The organism is Gorillibacterium sp. CAU 1737, assembly GCF_039888655.1.
Classification (GTDB): Bacteria; Bacillota; Bacilli; order Paenibacillales; family NBRC-103111; genus Gorillibacterium.
On sequence record NZ_JBDQQO010000008.1, the window covers coordinates 135,192 to 152,371 of the forward strand.

At 57.3% G+C, this 17,180-nt stretch carries 16 protein-coding genes; 2 read left to right on the top strand and 14 right to left on the bottom strand.

Annotation, left to right across the window (positions count from 1 at the left end):
- Window positions 1-15 precede the first annotated feature (15 nt).
- The 4 genes from AAFN83_RS16955 to AAFN83_RS16970 form a co-directional block, all read right to left on the bottom strand.
- Entirely contained in the window at window positions 16-951 is a 936-nt protein-coding gene (locus AAFN83_RS16955) for a cation transporter dimerization domain-containing protein (protein WP_347771473.1), read from the bottom strand.
- Window positions 952-1,073: 122 nt separating this feature from the next.
- Complete coding sequence (gene secF / locus AAFN83_RS16960; RefSeq protein ID WP_347771475.1) at window positions 1,074-1,985, bottom strand: protein translocase subunit SecF; 912 nt, start codon at window positions 1,983-1,985, stop codon at window positions 1,074-1,076.
- Window positions 1,975-3,204 (bottom strand): protein translocase subunit SecD, encoded by a 1,230-nt coding sequence (gene secD, locus AAFN83_RS16965; protein WP_347771477.1) that lies wholly within the window; start codon window positions 3,202-3,204, stop codon window positions 1,975-1,977. Before secD ends, secF begins: the two co-directional genes overlap by 11 nt.
- A gap of 216 nt (window positions 3,205-3,420) precedes the next feature.
- Entirely contained in the window at window positions 3,421-3,681 is a 261-nt protein-coding gene (locus AAFN83_RS16970; protein ID WP_481810519.1) for a post-transcriptional regulator, read from the bottom strand.
- A gap of 265 nt (window positions 3,682-3,946) precedes the next feature.
- On the opposite strand from AAFN83_RS16970, the gene spoVB reads away from it, so the two are divergent.
- Both spoVB and AAFN83_RS16980 read left to right on the top strand, forming a co-directional pair.
- Window positions 3,947-5,539: a stage V sporulation protein B gene (spoVB, locus tag AAFN83_RS16975; RefSeq protein WP_347771479.1), complete on the top strand. Its 1,593-nt coding sequence runs from the start codon at window positions 3,947-3,949 to the stop codon at window positions 5,537-5,539.
- A gap of 110 nt (window positions 5,540-5,649) precedes the next feature.
- Window positions 5,650-6,036 (top strand): TIGR04086 family membrane protein, encoded by a 387-nt coding sequence (locus AAFN83_RS16980; RefSeq protein ID WP_347771481.1) that lies wholly within the window; start codon window positions 5,650-5,652, stop codon window positions 6,034-6,036.
- 82 nt (window positions 6,037-6,118) lie between these two features.
- Here the strand turns inward: AAFN83_RS16980 and yajC are convergent, their stop codons facing one another.
- The 10 genes from yajC to AAFN83_RS17030 all read right to left on the bottom strand — a co-directional run bounded on the left by yajC (window position 6,119) and on the right by AAFN83_RS17030 (window position 16,982).
- Complete coding sequence (gene yajC, locus AAFN83_RS16985) at window positions 6,119-6,421, bottom strand: preprotein translocase subunit YajC (protein ID WP_347771483.1); 303 nt, start codon at window positions 6,419-6,421, stop codon at window positions 6,119-6,121.
- A gap of 29 nt (window positions 6,422-6,450) precedes the next feature.
- Entirely contained in the window at window positions 6,451-7,587 is a 1,137-nt protein-coding gene (gene tgt, locus AAFN83_RS16990; RefSeq protein ID WP_347771485.1) for a tRNA guanosine(34) transglycosylase Tgt, read from the bottom strand.
- Window positions 7,588-7,611: 24 nt separating this feature from the next.
- A complete protein-coding gene (gene queA / locus AAFN83_RS16995; RefSeq protein WP_347771487.1) occupies window positions 7,612-8,739 on the bottom strand; it encodes a tRNA preQ1(34) S-adenosylmethionine ribosyltransferase-isomerase QueA in 1,128 nt (375 codons plus the stop codon).
- Between the two features lie 12 nt (window positions 8,740-8,751).
- Window positions 8,752-10,869 carry a SpoIID/LytB domain-containing protein gene (locus AAFN83_RS17000; RefSeq protein WP_347771489.1) on the bottom strand — a complete coding sequence of 706 codons (2,118 nt, stop codon included), beginning with the start codon at window positions 10,867-10,869 and terminating at the stop codon, window positions 8,752-8,754.
- Window positions 10,870-11,052: 183 nt separating this feature from the next.
- Window positions 11,053-11,481 (bottom strand): thiol-disulfide oxidoreductase DCC family protein, encoded by a 429-nt coding sequence (locus tag AAFN83_RS17005; protein ID WP_347771491.1) that lies wholly within the window; start codon window positions 11,479-11,481, stop codon window positions 11,053-11,055.
- Window positions 11,469-12,497, bottom strand: coding sequence for a Holliday junction branch migration DNA helicase RuvB (ruvB, locus tag AAFN83_RS17010; RefSeq protein WP_347771607.1), 1,029 nt, complete (start codon window positions 12,495-12,497; stop codon window positions 11,469-11,471). Before ruvB ends, AAFN83_RS17005 begins: the two co-directional genes overlap by 13 nt.
- Before the next feature lie 30 nt (window positions 12,498-12,527).
- Window positions 12,528-13,145, bottom strand: coding sequence for a Holliday junction branch migration protein RuvA (gene ruvA / locus AAFN83_RS17015; RefSeq protein ID WP_347771493.1), 618 nt, complete (start codon window positions 13,143-13,145; stop codon window positions 12,528-12,530).
- A complete protein-coding gene (ruvC, locus tag AAFN83_RS17020; RefSeq protein WP_347771495.1) occupies window positions 13,142-13,645 on the bottom strand; it encodes a crossover junction endodeoxyribonuclease RuvC in 504 nt (167 codons plus the stop codon). The genes ruvA and ruvC overlap by 4 nt, the downstream gene beginning before the upstream one ends.
- 171 nt (window positions 13,646-13,816) lie before the next feature.
- On the bottom strand, window positions 13,817-14,554 hold the full coding sequence (locus AAFN83_RS17025) for a BofC C-terminal domain-containing protein (protein WP_347771497.1): 738 nt from the start codon (window positions 14,552-14,554) through the stop codon (window positions 13,817-13,819).
- 100 nt (window positions 14,555-14,654) lie between these two features.
- A complete protein-coding gene (locus AAFN83_RS17030; RefSeq protein WP_347771499.1) occupies window positions 14,655-16,982 on the bottom strand; it encodes a LysM peptidoglycan-binding domain-containing protein in 2,328 nt (775 codons plus the stop codon).
- Window positions 16,983-17,180 lie beyond the last annotated feature (198 nt).

The following is a 17,180-nucleotide window of genomic DNA, read 5'->3' on the forward strand; positions in this document are numbered from 1 at the left end:
AGTCCCAACCCTCTCTTAATGAAGCATCGGGGGAAACACCGGGTGCTCCGATCCCATGCTGCTGTTGTTGTAAGGATACCCTCTGTCATACGGATGAACGATAACCAACACGTCCGACAGGTGGTGAAATTCATGAAGCAGGTGACTGGAGAGTGCTCTTGCAATCTCCTGCCCTTCCATGACCGTAATCCGTGGGTTCACGCTAACTGTGGCCGTTACCGTTACGTAATGTCCCTGTTCCGTGGCCACCAGCTCATCGACCATGATGACGCCTCTTACTTCCTGGGCTGCCTTTATTAGCTCTTCCACGTCGCGACGGCTTTGCTCCGGGGTATCGGAGGCTCCCGCCTGCCCGACAACAAGCCGCCTGCCATTCCGGAAGAGCAGGGCGCTCATCCCAACGCCTGCCGCAGCATCCAATCGCCCCGCCAATCCGGCACCGATTGGATCTGCGAACAGGATGGACGCACTTCCAAGGAGCGCGAGAACGGCCGGCGCGATCCCCTGGCGAAGCAGACGCCGCAATTCCTCCGAGGTATGGCCGTTTCTCAGCCGGGCTGCAAAATGCACCAGCAGGAAGAGAAGAGCCGCCGCGAAGCCCGTAAATCGAAGAGCAAACGAAGTATTCGCCGCCTCCTGGGCCAATAACCCGCGGAACGAAAGCACCGCACCTTCCAATCCCAGAAAGAGAGTCAACGAGGCAGCCAGCCTTTGGGACAAGGCGTGGGTTTTTGCCGGTGTGGTTCCCTCGGCGCGTGCCGATGCTCTTCTTGCAAGCACCCAGCGGCTGGAAGGTCCGATGCTGCTCGCCAAGGTGGTGATCCCGTCCACGAGGAGGGCCGTGCTTCCCGCTGCTGCTCCGGCCGCTGCCTTGCCTAAGGCCAAAGCCGTCAACCCGAATGCGGCTGACCGAGCCGCAACTTGCGGATGTCGATTACGTAAGAACGCCATTCTGCACCCCTTCATTTCGATAAGGAACTGCGAGGAAGTGAGCGGTACTATTTCATCGCAGTTCTAAGAACAGGAAAGGGCGCAGACAGGAATCTCCTCCCTGCGCCCCCAATGGTTAATCCTTAAGGCTTGGCTACTGCGGCTTTGCCAGGTTTGTTGAGTGAGCCCTTCTTCATCAAAGCCCAGAGAGGGCTGGCGATGAAGATCGACGAGTACGCACCGCACAGGAGGCCGATCATCATGGCGAGGGAGAAGTTGCGAATCGACTCTCCGCCCAGGATGAAGAGCAGCAAAGCTCCGACAAAGACCGTCAACACGGTGTTGATGGAACGCGTGAGCGTCTGCGAAACGCTGGCATCGACCAGATGCGACAGATCGTCATAGTTCTTCACCTTGGCGAATCTCATGTTTTCGCGGATACGGTCGAAGATAACGATCGTGTCGTTGATCGAGTAACCGACGATGGTCAGGATCGCCGCAACGAAGGTAAGGTTCACTTCGAGGTGGAAGATCGAGAAGATACTGATCGTGAAGAAGGCATCGTGCAGCAGCGAGACGATGGAGGACACCGCAAAGCGCCACTCAAAACGAATCCAGACATACACGCTGATGAATACGCTCGCGATCAATACCGCATAGATCGCTTTGCGAGCCAGCTCTTGAGCAAGCGAAGTGTCGACTGTGTTTTCCTCAAGGCTTACGTCCTTGCCATAAGCTGCGATGAAGCCGTCTTTGACCTTAGCAACTTCGGCTTCCGACAGCACCTTATCAAAACGGATCGACACCCGTTCGCCGCCCGGCGTAATGACGCCGTGAGACAAGCCCGCCGCCGTGATCAGCTCTTCGGCCTTAGCCTTGTCCACGCTGGCTCCCACGTTGATGTCCAGTGTGGTTCCTGCTTTAAAGTCAACTCCGCGATTCAAGCCTTCCGTGAACAGGAAGACGACGCCGAGCAAGGTGACGATAATGGAGAACAGCATGAATTTCTTGCTGTGCTTCATGAAGTTAAAGTGGAAGTTGTACTTAAAGTGCATGGATCTCGTCCTCCTTAACGCCGAAATAAGACGGTTTTTTGACGGCACCGCTCTTGAGCAGCATTTGAAGAAGAACGCGCGAGAGGAACATGTTCGTGAACAAGCTCACCACGATACTGAAGATCAGCGTCAGCGCGAAGCCCTTAACCGTACCGACTCCGAGGGTGAAGAGCACGCCAGCGGCAACGATGGTGGTCAGTTGGGCATCCATAACCGTGCGGAACGAGTTCTTGCTTCCTGCACGGAAGCCGGACATGATCGTTTTGCCGGTTCGAATCTCTTCCTTGATCCGCTCCGCTGTGATGATGTTGGCGTCAACCGCCATCCCGATTCCGAGAATGAAGGCCGCGATGCCCGGAAGCGTCAGGGTGGCATTCAGGAGAACATAGATGATCAGCAGCAGCCAAGTAAAGACGATCAAGGTTACGCAGGCGATGAGACCCGGTACCCGGTAGTAGAAGGCCATGAACAACAGGATGAGGACGAACGCGATGCCGCCCGCAAGTAGCGTGGTGTTCATGGACTTTTGGCCCAGGGTAGCATCCACGGCATTGGTGTACTTCTCCGTCAGCTGCAAGGGAAGAGCACCGAGGTTGATCGTATCGCGAATGTTCTTCGCTTCATCCAGCCCATAACCGGTAATGGAAGCCTTGCCTTCCGTCATTTCACCTTGAACGACCGGAGCACCAAGCTGCTTCTCGTCCAGGTTAATAGACATCTTCTGGTTTGTCAGGTCCTTGGTAACCTTGGCAAATTTGGCTTTGTCCTTCACTTCAATGGTGATGATCGGTTGGTTGTATTCGTCAAAGACCACTTTTGCCGCATTGGGCACGAAGTCGCTGCCGTCCATCACGATGTCGCCCGCCGGATTGCGGAACGTGAGGCGTGCCGGCTCTTTTAGCGTCTTGCGAACTTCCCCTTGGTCCACGACGCCGGCGATCCGGACGCGAATGCGGTCCGAGCCTTCCGTCGTGATCTCGGGCTCGGCAACGCCTGCTGCGTTTACCCGATCTTCCAGGCTGTGCGCGGTCTCTTTCAAGCTTTCCGGGGTGACTTTCATTCCGGCCTCAAGCGGCGTGGCTTGATACAAAATCTCAAATCCGCCCTTAAGGTCAAGGCCGAGCCGAACTTCCTTGACAATAAACGGAGTAGAGGCGCCTACGATTGCCAAAATGAGCACAATGAGCGCGAGGAATGAGACGTACTTTTTCTTATCCATGTTCGACGATCCGGTCTCCCTTCGATATCCAATATTCCTATTATACTAAGCCGTGAAAACCCCGTCAATTTCTCATGAAAGCGTTCTCCAGCCAAAAAAAAGACCCCTCGGCGGGGGCGATCAGCCGGTTTTTCCGGCTCCAACTCCTGTCGGTGTCAGACGCTATTCCCCGCTATGGTCTGCTGAAAGCCGACCCTACGTGTACAAGCACACCCTTTAGAAAATAGCTCCTTTGTACGCTTGCATGGTCATCCAATTCATAAATTCGGTTGCTTTGAGCGACAAAATGTCGTTGGTTAGCCGATGAAGCATGGGAAATCCGGTCTTCTGATATCGAGTGCTGATGCAGCTCCAAATATCATCAGCGGTTACTTGATCATAGCCGAGCATGGCGAATTCCGAAGCTTTCATGGTGCACAGCTTTCTCGCAACGGTCAATAAATCCTCTACTCCGAACTCTTGCTCCCGCTCATCCACTTCCAAGCGAGTATCCCCCCATTTCCATCAAGATTCGGACGGCCGCTCGACGCAAACAACGAGAATCAGCCAACAGATCGGCTCTTGTTTCCCTGTGTCTTCTTCGACAGAGCGCCTGCAGATTCCTTCCTGTCCACAAGATTCGGGCATGAGGAAGGACAGGTCCGGCATACGCTTTACTATCCGTATGGGATAAGCTTAGGGGCGTGTGTCCAGGCACCATCCCACTATACTCCAAAATGCGGGCGGGAGGAAGAGAAATCACGTGGAAAAATATAAACAATCCTTCATTCAAGGCACGATCATCCTGCTCGCGGCGGGCATCATCAACCGGCTGCTCGGGTTTATCCCCCGCATTATCCTGCCTCGGGTAATCGGAGCAGAGGGCGTCGGCCTCTTTCAAATGAGCTTTCCGTTCCTGCTGCTCGTACTCACCCTGATCACGGGAGGCATCCCGCTGGCTGTGGCGAAGCTGGTCGCGGAAGCCGATTCACGACAGGATTCCAAGCGCATTGCAAGCATCTTGCGGCTTTCCCTCTCCTTCACCCTGGCGCTCGGCCTCCTGCTCGCGGCGGGCAGCTATGCCTTTATTCCAATCCTCGCCAAGGTCCTTTTTACCGATCCGCGAGTGGCCACTCCGCTTCTCTGGATGTGCCCGGTCATTCCGCTTGCAGCCCTGTCGTCGGTATTCCGGGGATACTTCCAGGGTAGGCAAAACATGATCCCGACGGCCGTCTCTCAGCTGGTTGAGACGATTACGAGAATTCTCGGCATGCTCGTGTTTGCGATGGCTTTCCTCCCCTATGGAATCGAATATGCCGCTGCCGGAGCTATGGCGGGGACGCTCGCGGGTGAGATCACAGGACTTGCGGTTATTGTACTTCAATATAGGCACTACAAAAAACAAGCTGAACCCAAACCTAATCCTATGCCAGCCCCTCCTCCTCAGCCTGCCCCGGGAGGTTCATCTCGTCGCCGACAACCCCGCATTTTGAAGAGCCTCCTCTCTATTACCATACCGGTGACGGCGAGCCGCTTAGTGGGTTCCTTTTCTTACTTTTTTGAATCCGTGCTGACGGTGCAGAGCTTGGCACTCGCCGGGGTGGCAACAGCCGTGGCCACCATGCAGTACGGGGCCTTGCAAGGAATGGTCATGCCGATTCTCCTGCTGCCCGGGGTATTGACCTACAGCCTGGCTGTCTCCCTGGTTCCCTCCTTATCCGAGGCGAACGCCAAGGGAGATTTAAAAACCATCCATTCCCGGCTGCATCAATCCCTCAAGCTGGCTCTCGTGAGCGGTGCTCCCTTTGCCGTCTTCCTCTATGTGCTGGCAGAGCCCATCTGCTATTACCTCTACCGGGACAGTGAAGTCGGGGTCATGCTTCGGATGCTCGCACCGGCTGCTCTTTTTTATTACTGCCAGGGGCCTCTTCAAGCGACACTTCAGGCTCTCAATCAACCGGGCAAGGCATTGATCAATACGCTCGCAGGCGCATCCGTCAAGCTTGGGCTCATCTTCCTCCTCGCCTCCAAGCCTCAATTCGGCATACTGGGCGCCGTGCTTGCCATCAGCATCAACATGATGCTCGTCACCGTGCTCCACGGGATGAGCGTGACCAAGCTTCTTCGCTTCTCCATGCCCACGGGTGACTTTTTGCGCATGAGCCTGATTCTCCCGCTGATGGCCTACCTTACCGACTGGTGCATGAACCACGCACCGCTGGATGATACCCTTCTACGCTTTTTCCTTGCTTTAGCTGTGGGAAGCTTCGTGTACCTCGCCTGCCTGCCTCTGCTAGGACTGGTCAAGCGCGGCAGCCTGAAGCGGTTTGCCTTTCATCGGCGCACTCCCCGCTAATCGAGTCTATCTTCCTTGGCCTAGCTGTCATAAAGAAGAGGGCTTGGCCATAGGATGTATCAATGGAATGCAGGCCGCCGCAAGCAGCGGTATTCAAGGAGGGAATAGCCATGATCAAATCCCCCGGCGAAAAAATACGGATCGGATTTCCTGTTGTAAACGGGCTCATCTGGGCATTCGGCTTGATGGCCGCCGGAGCGCTCGTTCTGTCGCTCCTTCTCGCCTTCACGGGGCAGAAGGAAAGCTCGCTTCCTTCCTCCGCCATCATCGTTCATCTGCTCGCTTCCTTCATCGGCGGAGCTGCTGCCGGAAGGCGCTCCGGCATGAAAGGCTGGTCCATCGGCGGCATTACCGGCCTTCTGTATGCGGTGCTGCTGTATGTGATCGGCTTCCTCAGCTTTGACCGCTCGTTCCACCTCTCCTCCCTGCTCGCGATCGTGATCGCCTTCGCCGTTGCCGCATTGGGAGGAATCATCGGCGTGAACATGAAGAAGTAGCTCGCGGACAAACAGACGAGCAAATACCAAAACAAGGGCTGCGCGGATACGCGCAGCCCTTGTTTTGGTAGAAGAGAAGGCTTTACTTGCCTTCTGCCGTGGAAGACGCGATCGTACGGATCGCCGAGCGATCGAAGGTCATTTTCGTCGCTTCGTTCACCCGAATGACAACCGTATCGTCCGTCATTTCCAATACCGTGCCATGAAGTCCTCCGATGGTCACGACCTTGTCTCCCTTTTTCACGCTGCTCAGCATAGAAGCCGTTTTCTTCTGCCTCTTTTGCTGCGGGCGGATCATGAGAAAGTACAAGACTGCAAACATGATCACAATGTACACGATGGACCAGTAGCCAGCTACACCGCCAGAATCTGCTGCCAAAACCATGCTATATCCCTCCCCATTCATTGATGTGGTTAGAACCCTTTGTCGTTCTCTTTCATTCCGTATTGGTCAAAGAACTCATCCCGGAAATCCCGCAGCCGATCCTCCATGATCGCCTGGCGAACCTTTTGCATCAGGTTCAACAGGAAATGCAGGTTGTGGTAGGTAGTCAGGCGAATACCGAAGGTCTCGTCCGCTTTGATCAGGTGGCGAATGTACGCGCGGGAATAGTTACGGCACGTGTAGCAATCGCAATCCGGATCAAGCGGGCCAAAGTCATTCGCATACTTGGCGTTCTTCACAACCAACCGCCCCTGGCTCGTCATACAGGTGCCGTTGCGTGCAATCCGAGTCGGAAGCACGCAGTCGAACATGTCGACTCCTCGCATCGCGCCTTCAATCAAGGCATCGGGTGAACCAACTCCCATCAGATAGCGCGGCTTGTCCGAAGGCAAGAGCGGAACGGTGGATTCCAGAACTTCATACATGAGATGCTTGGGCTCGCCCACGCTCAGACCACCAATAGCATACCCCGGAAAATCCAGGGAAGTCAAATCCCTTGCGCTCTGCTTGCGCAGGTCTTCGAACATTCCGCCCTGGACGATCCCAAACAGCGCCTGGTCATGAGGCCGGGTGTGGCTCTTCAGGCACCGCTCCGCCCAACGGGTCGTCCGCTCCATCGAGGGCTTGACGTACTCATACTCAGCCGGGTACGGAGCGCATTCGTCAAACGCCATCATGATATCCGAACCGAGCGCGTTCTGAATCTCCATCGCCACCTCCGGGGAGATGAATAGCTTGTCTCCATTCAGATGGGAGCGGAAATGCACGCCTTCTTCCGTAATCTTACGGTTTTCGCTCAAGCTGAACACCTGGAAGCCGCCGCTGTCGGTCAGGATGGCACGATCCCAGTTCATGAACTTGTGAAGGCCGCCTGCTTCGCGGACCAGTTCATGCCCCGGACGAAGGAAAAGGTGGTACGTGTTGCTGAGGATAATGCCGGCTCCCATCTCCTTCAGCTCTTCCGGGCTCATCGTTTTCACCGTTGCCTGGGTGCCTACCGGCATGAAGCAAGGGGTTTCGATGACGCCGTGCGGCGTGTGGACACGGCCAAGCCGAGCTCCGGTCTGTTTGCAGGTTTTGATCAATTCATAGGTTACAGCTGCCATGGAATCCCTCATCTAGTCAAATTTTCATTTCGGTTCGTAAATCAGCATGGCGTCTCCGAAGCTGAAGAACCGATACCGCTCCCGAACCGCCTCCTCATAGGCGTTCAGCACCTGCTCCCGTCCGGCCAGCGCGCTGATCAGCATGATGAGCGTGGATTTCGGCAGGTGGAAGTTCGTGATAAGCGCGTCCACGGCCCGAACGGGAACGCCGGGATAGAGGAAAATACTCGTCCATCCCGAGCAAGCCGTTAGGCGAACCTCGCGTGTGCCATCCGGCCCTGCTGCCTCGCGTGCTGCCGTCTCCAGCGTCCGTGCGGATGTCGTACCCACCGCCACGACACGCCCTCCCGCTTCCTTGGTTCGGTTGAAGGCGTCGGCCGTCTCCTGCGGGAGAATGTAATATTCCGCATGCATATCATGCTCCTCGATCGTATCCACCGAAACCGGACGGAACGTGCCGAGGCCGACATGCAGCGTCAGGAACGCGATGTTCACACCTTTGGAACGCAGGTGATCCAGATACTCCGTGGTAAAATGCAGCCCGGCGGTCGGAGCCGCGGCTGATCCTTCGTGCCGGGCATACACCGTCTGGTAGCGCTCCTTGTCCTCAAGACGCTCCTTGATATAAGGGGGGAGCGGCATCTGGCCAAGCGCATCCAAAATTTCGGGGAAAATCCCCTCAAACTCGAAGCGAATGATGCGTCCGCCCATTTCCCCCTCTTCTTCAATAATCGCGGTCAGAGGAGGCTTTCGGGTTGGATTGGGCCGCGCGTTTGCAGCTGCCGGATGCACATCGAGCCCCAATTCGTGCAGATCCAATCCAAAGTAGATGCGCGTGCCGTTCTTCAACTTTTTGCCTGGTCGTACCAGTGCCTCCCAGCGGTGGCTCCCCAACTCGCGGAGAAGCAATACTTCTGCCTTGGCGCCGGTATCGGCTTTCAAACCAAAAAGCCGGGCTGGAATCACCCGTGTGTCGTTCAACACGAGCAAATCCCCGGCTTTCAAAAATTGATCCAGTTCATGGAAACGATGATGCCCGATCTCTCCGGTATTCCGGTTCAGTGTCATCAGACGAGATTCCGTTCGGTTGGCGAGCGGAGTCTGTGCGATGAGCTCCTCGGGCAGCTCGTAATCAAAGAGGTCAACGTTCATAGATGTCCTTCCTTACTGCTTAACGATGGTGGCGCCATTGTAGTAGTAGGCGAGGATCTCCTGATAGGATTTTCCTTCGAGGGCCAATCCGACTGCCCCGAACTGCGACATGCCAAGTCCATGTCCATAGCCTTTGCCTGTGAACAGGAACTGGGCATCGCTCGTCGCAAGCCGTGCTTTTCCTTGTCCATTCATGACGAGGAAGCTCGTACCCGCTGACGTCCGGGTGCCTTGTCCGTTCATTGCCGTGAGGCTTGAACCGTTTCCGGCATACTCGGTCTTTGCCCCGTTAGCGCCTATTACAGTATAGCGTCCCGTCTCCTCAATTTCAAACAGGGTCGAAGGAAGTCCCCCCATCATCGACCGGTAGCTGTCCGGCGATTTCAGCGCCACTTCGGTTCCGTTGACCTGAACGGCCGTAACCCGGCTGGAGGGTCCTCGGCCGCTGACCTGCAGCGTCGTCAAGGTGGTGAGCGGCGAGTACACATTGATTTTCGGCGCAAGCTGAGCCGCCGTCATGAGCCGGGTCCAGGAATAAGCGGTCGATTCCACCGTCTGTTCGATGACGGCTACCTGCTCCCCGATGGTGAGCTGCCCCGTCACCGGACTGATGGAATCCGTCGCGACGGGGATCGTCCGAATGTTAGCGGCATCGGTCGCGGTGAAGAGCGGAATTCCCGCTGCTGACTTCGTTCCGGTCGCTTGAAGAAGGTCAGAGCGAACGTACCCTGTTTTGCCGCTGGACGTTACGATCCGGTACCAGGGAAGCTTCCCTCTCGTCGGGTAGGTGTCCGGGCTGGCTACGCTTTGCAGGTAGCTGACCTGGTTCCCCCATACCTCGCTTCCATCCGCAGTCTGTCCGCCTGCGTTGGAGGAGAAGAGCGCATCGATCAGCTTGCCGCCGCTCGTGAGGACTTCTCCCTCCGTGGCTTTAACGGCTTTGGAGACTTCGTCAGCCTCTCTGCCGTAATAGGCTTGATCCAGCGTCGTGTCGGTCAGGTTAGCAATCTCATACCGGACCCCGGCTTTCACCGAGTAAGTGCGAGCCGCAACAGCCTGTGCTTTGAGGGCCTCAGCCGGGAACCCGGGTCCAAGCTCGGCATGGACGACGGAATTCAAATACTGGCCGAAGGGAAGCTCGTTGACGACCGCCATTTTGCCATTCAGCTGAGAGAGCTCAAACGTTCCGTTGTAGGCGAGATTCTTCTCTTTGACGGTAATTTTCCCGCCGAGGGAGCGAATGACAACCTTCTGGCCGTTCGGGTTGAAGAGGTGGACATTCGACCCGCCGGTTCCGGCAGCGGTGGCGCTCGCATCTTCTTTCTCGGCCAGATAGAGCAGCTTCGTGGCATCCACTGCGGTTAGCTTCACCCCCGGGATGGAAGCTTCTAATGCACTCTTGAAAGCAGTCGAACCCGCTGCCGTCGAGGCAGCTGCGTGAGAAGCCCATACCTGATAGGAAACCTTGCCTGCACCGTCCACCACAGCCACCACATCCGTCGGCAAGCCGCTGCCGCGAAGCGTTGACGCCTGGGTGCGGGCTTGTGCTTCCGTTGCGTAGGTGCCCGCGCTCAGTTTAAAAGGGCCGGTTACGGACATATCGGCGGCTGTCGAGCTTGCAGCCGGAAGCTTGGCAATTTCAGCCGAAGCCGCTTGGGCTGCTGCTGCCGTGGGGTAGCCGCTTGTTACCACTTGATAAAGAGGAGCCGCTGCCGTACCGTTTCGGTAGATGGAAGGGGCATATTTGCTGGCAAGGGCAGATTGCATCGCCTTCGCCTTGGTGAAATCCGGTGTGATCAGAACCGAGACGCGGAATTGATCCAGTCCGCCGCGATAGATCGATCCCCCTGCAATCGTGAAGGCTTTGCCGGCAGCAGCGCCTGCCGGGATTTCAATGGAAAGACCCTTGTCAGCTGAAAAGCCGGCCGTAGGGACGGTTGTGTTGAATTTACCCGAGCTGATATAGAGAGCAACACGGAACAGGTCGTTATCGGCAGCGATGGCAGCCGTGGGAGCGAGCGGCCCGACTCCGAGTGAAGAGCCGATCAAGCTGGCGGTGAGCACACCGGCCATGAGCCAGGTACGGCGGGGGTTGCGCGCCCGAGCTGTTCCTTTGCGTGAGTCCGTCATGGTTTGCATTCCTCCTGTGGAAAAGAGTCAAGAGGGAGCCTTATCCAGCGCCCCCCATCATTAGACTCTGACGGACCGCAAAAGTTGCAGAATTTAGCTGGCGAATGCTGGCGAACCCGTGAAAAGGAAACGCCCAACCCGGAAAAGCTCTCTTCGGGTTGGGCGATCTCGGGCCATTCCACTTTAGCGCTGCTTGCGGCGCTTCACGTTCTTCGAGTCAGGAGCAGCATGGATCCGGCAGGAGCCGTCCTCGCAATCGTCAACCGTCCCGAACAGGCGGTAGCGGTGCTTCGCGATGTAGCGGTAGCTCGCACGGACGAGCGGCCGCAGAAGCGGCAAGCGGCTGAGCCCGGCCAGCCAGCCGAGGCCTCGCGCTTCCCGCAGGATACGGGCGATGGCATCCGCTCCGCGGTAAAGCTGGCCGGACCCATCCACCACGTGCAGCTCGGTGAGGAGCTCTTCGCGGCGGATTCCTGCGGGCAGCTCCTCATCCGTTGCCTGCTGCAGCGGAATCATCCGCAGCTCTGCCTTCAGGCGGAGCTTCGACAACGCATCGACCGTCGTGAGGCAGAGCCGGCAGCGACCGTCATACAACAGCGTCAGAGTTCCCATGTCGCTTGGCTTCCCGGAGGAGCCGGCGGTTTCAGGCCAAGGTGCTGGTAAGCAAGCGGGGTAACCGTCCGGCCCCGCGGCGTGCGCTGCAGGAAGCCGATCTGGAGCAAGTACGGCTCGTAGACGTCCTCGATCGTTTGGCTCTCCTCGCCGATGGTGGCGGCGATGGTATCAAGGCCGACCGGGCCGCCCTTAAAGTTGAGGATAATCGAGCGCAGCATCTTGTGGTCGATCTGGTCGAGGCCCAACTGGTCCACCTGCATCTGCTTGAGGGCGCTCTGCGCGATATCGAGGGTGATGATGCCGTCTCCCACGACTTGAGCAAAGTCGCGAACCCGCTTGAGCAGACGGTTGGCGATCCGGGGCGTTCCCCGCGAACGCATGCCGATCTCGCGGGCCGCTTCGCCCACAATCTCTACCTGCAGGATATCCGCTGATCGGCTGACGATGAACTCCAGTTCATCGTTCGTGTAGTATTCGAGGCGGCAGACGACACCGAAGCGATCGCGTAACGGTGCCGAGAGCAGTCCCGCCCGGGTTGTCGCTCCGATGAGCGTAAAGGGCGGGAGATCGAGCCGAACGGAACGGGCGCTAGGCCCTTTGCCAATGATGATGTCGAGGGCAAAGTCCTCCATCGCCGGGTATAAAACCTCCTCCACCGTACGGTGAAGGCGGTGGACTTCGTCAATAAACAGCACGTCCCCGCTCTGCAGGTTCGTGAGAATCGCAGCGAGATCGCCAGGGCGTTCGATCGCCGGACCGGAGGTTGTCCGAACGTTTACGCCGAGCTCGTTGGCGATAATGTTGGACAGCGTGGTTTTGCCAAGTCCGGGAGGCCCGTACAAGAGCACGTGGTCGAGCGCTTCCTTCCGCTGCTTAGCGGCTTCGATGTAGATTTTTAAGTTATCCTTCGCCTGCTGCTGGCCGATATACTCTCCCAGGTAACGCGGTCGAAGGCTCAGCTCCATCCCCTGATCTTCCATCATCAGGTTGGCGGAAATGATCCGGTCTTCCATCATCTTGAATCTGCCTCCTTCCTTCGGGGATTAGCCCTTGAACAGCGCCGTGAGCGCAAGCTTGATCAGGGCATCCACCGTCTCGCTGCCTGTTACGGACTGCTGAACGACCGGACGAATCCGGTCCACTTCGGCTTCGGTATACCCGAGCGCCATCAGCGCCTGCTTCGCCTCGCCCCAAGGTCCAGCGGTCGATTTACCTTGCGGAACCGCGGAGACGGCAAGCGTCTCCAACCCGCCTGGAGATAGGTCGGCCAGTTTGTCCTTCAGATCAAGCACGATCCGCTGTGCGGTTTTTTTGCCGATGCCGGGCAAACGGGTAAGGAACGTCAGGTCTTCCTGATAGATCGCAGCAATGATCGCGGACGGTTGTCCAGCGGACAAGATGCCGAGGGCTACCCGCGGGCCCACGCCGCTTACGTCGAGCAGCTTGCGGAACAGCGCTTGCTCCTCGCGGCTGGAGAAGCCAAAGAGCAGTACAGCATCCTCGCGGACATGATAATGAATGAACAGCGTTACTCGTGAATCATCGCCCGGTTCAATGCCGTAAGGATTGGCACAAAACACTCGGTAGCCGACGCCGTTCACATCGACCACGACGTAATCCGATTCGCGGTGAGCCAGCGTTCCCTTTAGATAGTCAATCATCGTTTGAGCACCCCGTTTATTTTTTCGGTCAGCACCGAGGAATGGGCATGGCAGATGGCAATCGCCAGCGCGTCAGCCACATCGTCCGGCTTCGGCACCTGAGCGAGATTCAGGAACATCCGGGTCATCTCCTGCACCTGCTTTTTCTCCGCCTTGCCGTATCCCACGATCGCCTGTTTCACCTGCATCGGGGTATACTCTGCGACGGTAAGCCCCTTTTGCACCGCAGCGAGAATGGTCACTCCCCGCGATTCCGCCACCGTAAATGCCGTCGTGACGTTGCGATTGAAGAATAGCTTTTCAATAGCGAGCGCTTCCGGCTGGTATTTGTCAATCAGATGGACCACGGATTCGTAGACATCCTTCAGCCGCTCGCCCGGATCGGTGTGAGCCTTGGTCTGGATGCTTCCATATTGCACCGGTGTGAGCCGACTTCCTTGCTTATCAATGAACCCGAATCCGACAATCGCGATGCCCGGGTCGATCCCCAATATACGCAAAGCCCTTCTCTCCCATCCGTAAAGCGAACATATGTATCCCTCATTATAACAGATTCACCCCTTGATGGACATCCCAATCCCTTCGTGCGGAAGTGTTTGTCAGGCGTCCAGGAACGCAAAAAAAGCTCCATCGCGAAATGGAGCTTGAGGTCCTACATGCATTAAAGCTGATTAAGGTTTTGTTGACACCGCCGGCACGCTCACAGCCATGTAATCGCTGAACGTCGAGAGCACGCTCTGAAACTCCTCTAGATCCCGGACGCGAATCCCCGTATGGAGCTCGTCCCACGCATCAGCCGGCAGACTGCTCCTCAGGTCCTCCACATTTAATTGAAAAAAGGTGCGAATCACCTTCTGATCCTCCGGAACCCCGTCATACAAGGTAAGGTTGCCGCCCGCGTCCATGCCAAAAAAAGCATTCTCCTTGCAGCCGGGTGACAGATCCTCGATCTCCTCCGTGAACATCACTTGCCCGTCTGCCGTCAAGGAAGCAGAAGCTTGCGGGAACCGGGTCGCGTAGAGCATCAGGTCCCGTTTGGTCATGGGACCGAGCGCCTGCAATTCCTCTCCGCATACATAAACCCGTCTGTGAAAAGATTGCCGGGCTTCAACGCCTTGCACCATCGTCTCAATGGCTTGCAGGGCCCCCTCCTCGTGCTTCCCCTTCATGGGGTTCAGAGAAGGAAGCACAGTCTTGGTCAAAATGGGGCATAGTCCTCCCGTGCATAACGGAAATGATGCTCCCCCTGCCTGACTTTGGTTAGCCGTTCGATCCTTTGCTTGGGCCTGCACATCAACAGCTTGACCTGCGACGGACAGGCTGAGGAGGATGATCGCAGCCAGCGAAATGCGACGCTTGCGGGACCGGAGCTGTTTTTTCAGTTTTTTCATCCAGCTGGACAACCGCATGGCAAATCCCCTTCTTCCGGTGTTTTCTTTAGCTTTTCCCGGAAGAAGGGGATCGTATGCGAATCGATGCGTTGGGATTCACACAGTCGGCCGGAAGCCGTTACACGTAATCGTTAATCCACGGATTGTTTCGTTGAACGGGCTTTACGATCTTCTTACTGTTTTTGCGAGGCAGGGAATGGAGCGTTACTTTGGAGGAGCGGCTCTTCTTGCTGCTTCCCTTGGATCGAACGGATTTGCTTTCGCCGCCTTCCTCGCTCAACGAAGGGGAGGATCCGGTTTCCTCCTCATTACGATACGGTTGAGCCGCCCCTACGCTTCCATACATTCCGGAGGGATAGGGAATCGGACCAGCTGCCGGGTTATAAACGCCTGGAACTCCTGACGGGAACAAACCTCCGCCAGCCGGGTAACCTGGAAGCGGCCATGCAGACGTGCCTCCCCATCCTGCTTGCGGATAGCGGGGGCCATACGATGCCCCAAATCCCGGCTTAGCCTCGGCCTGTTGCGCCAGCTCCGGCTTGCTGTGGTCAGCAGCATAGGGTTGGAAGGCTGCATTCTCAACACCAGCCTGCAAGGGTGAGTAGCCTGGATAAGCGTTGTTAGCCTGCAGCTGCAAGCTTTGTGCCACATATTGCGGATAACTCATGGACAAAGGGGAGTTCCCCATGCCGGCGGAATAGGGCGAGAACGCGGAGTTTTCCTTGCCGCCCGTGGCATACGGGGAGAACATCGCGTTCTCTGTGCCACCTGTGGCATACGGAGAGAGCATCGCGTTCTCCGTGCCGCCTGTGGCATACGGCGAGAGCATCGCGTTCTCCGTGCCACCTGTGGCATACGGGGAGAGCATCGCGTTCTCCGTGCCACCTGTGGCATACGGGGAGAGCATCGCGTTCTCCGTGCCGCCCGTGGCATACGGCGAGAACATCGCATTTTCCGTGCCGCCTGTGGCATACGGCGAGAGCATCGCGTTCTCCGTGCCGCCCATGGCATACGGGGAGAGCATTGCGTTCTCCGTGCCGCCTGTGGCATACGGCGAGAACATCGCGTTCTCCGTGCCGCCTGTGGCATACGGCGAGAGCATCGCGTTCTCCGTGCCGCCTGTGGCATACGGCGAGAGCATCGCGTTCTCCGTGCCGCCTGTGGCATACGGCGAGAACATCGCATTCTCCGTGCCACCTGTGGCATACGGCGAGAACATCGCATTCTCCGTGCCGCCCGTCGCATACGGCGAGAGCATCGTGTTAGCTTGAGGCATTACGCTGTTCTCTTGCAGCCAAGGGTAGAAGCCTTGAGGTGATCCTCCATCCCCTTGGAAATACCCATACGGGGCAAGCGGCGTGTTCGGCTGGCAGCCGCAGCCGCCTGAAGCGGTATAAGGAGCAGTCGGCTGGGAGGCGGCAAACAAGCTTGGGTCCGGAGTCTGGTCTGCCGAGTAGGAGATCGGGGAGGGGGAACTGTATGGGGAGAAGGAGCTGTTTCCTTGCTTATAGGAGGAGCCTGCAACCGCAGGTGCCGAGTTGGCGTCCGTGAACGCCTCTACGGCTGGAATCTGCATCTGCATGAAGAGCTGCTCGGAATGATAGATGCCCATGGTTTCCTTGCCGGGGAATGTTTGCTGCGACGGTTTAAGGGCTGAGGTTGGCTTCGTTGAAGTCGCCGCCGGGCTGGATACGGGTTTGCTGGAGGCCGGTTTTTGGACGGCGGGCGCCACGTTCGCCTTCGGCGCTTCCAGCACCGGGGCCACATTCGCCTTCGGCGCCTCTACCACCGGGGCTACATTCGCCTTCGGCGCTTCCGCCACCGGAGCGGGCTTCGCCTTCGGCGTCTCAACCACCGGAGCGGGCTTCGCCTTCGGCGTCTCTGCCACCGGGGCCGTGTTTGCCTTCGGCGTCTCCACCACCGGGGCCGTGTTTGCCTTCGGCGTCTCTGCCACCGGTGCTGTGTTTGCCTTCGGCGTCTCTGCCACCGGGGCCGTGTTTGCCTTCGGCGTCTCCGCCACCGGGGCCGTGTTTGCCTTCGGCGTAACGCCTGCGATCGGCGCGGTGTTCGCCTTCGGGTTTGTGCCCGTTGCCGTCGCAGCCACCGTTCCGTTCGCCCCGCTATGCTTCGGAATATGGACGATCTGATTGGTCATCAGAATGTTGGGATTGGTGATATGTGGGTTCGCGTCGATCAGCGTCTTCAAAGGAACTCCCGTTGCCTTCGACAGCTTCCACATCGTATCTCCCTGTTTCACCGTGTGAGCGTACATCCCTTCCGGCGTGATCGGGACAGACCCCGACGGAATTTTGATCTTCATGCCGATCTCGAGTTTACCGGGATCGGCCAGCCCTGGATTCGCAGCGATGAGCTTGTCGAGGTTCACGTTGTATTTTTTGGCCAGCTCAAACAGCGTATCCCCGGCTTTCACCACATGGATTTTCAATACAGTTCCCTCCTTCGGTTATGGACGAAAGGTCAGCTTGCAGGCGGAGGCCGGCGCGTTCGGTCCAGCGTGCTTACGGGTTCCTGCCCAGATTTTCATTACAGTCTATGCGGGGAACTGGGCATTTGACATCCTGCGTGTAAAAAAATCCATAGGTCTTTGCCTAAAGCCCGTCTACAAGCAAGGGAGGACAACCCT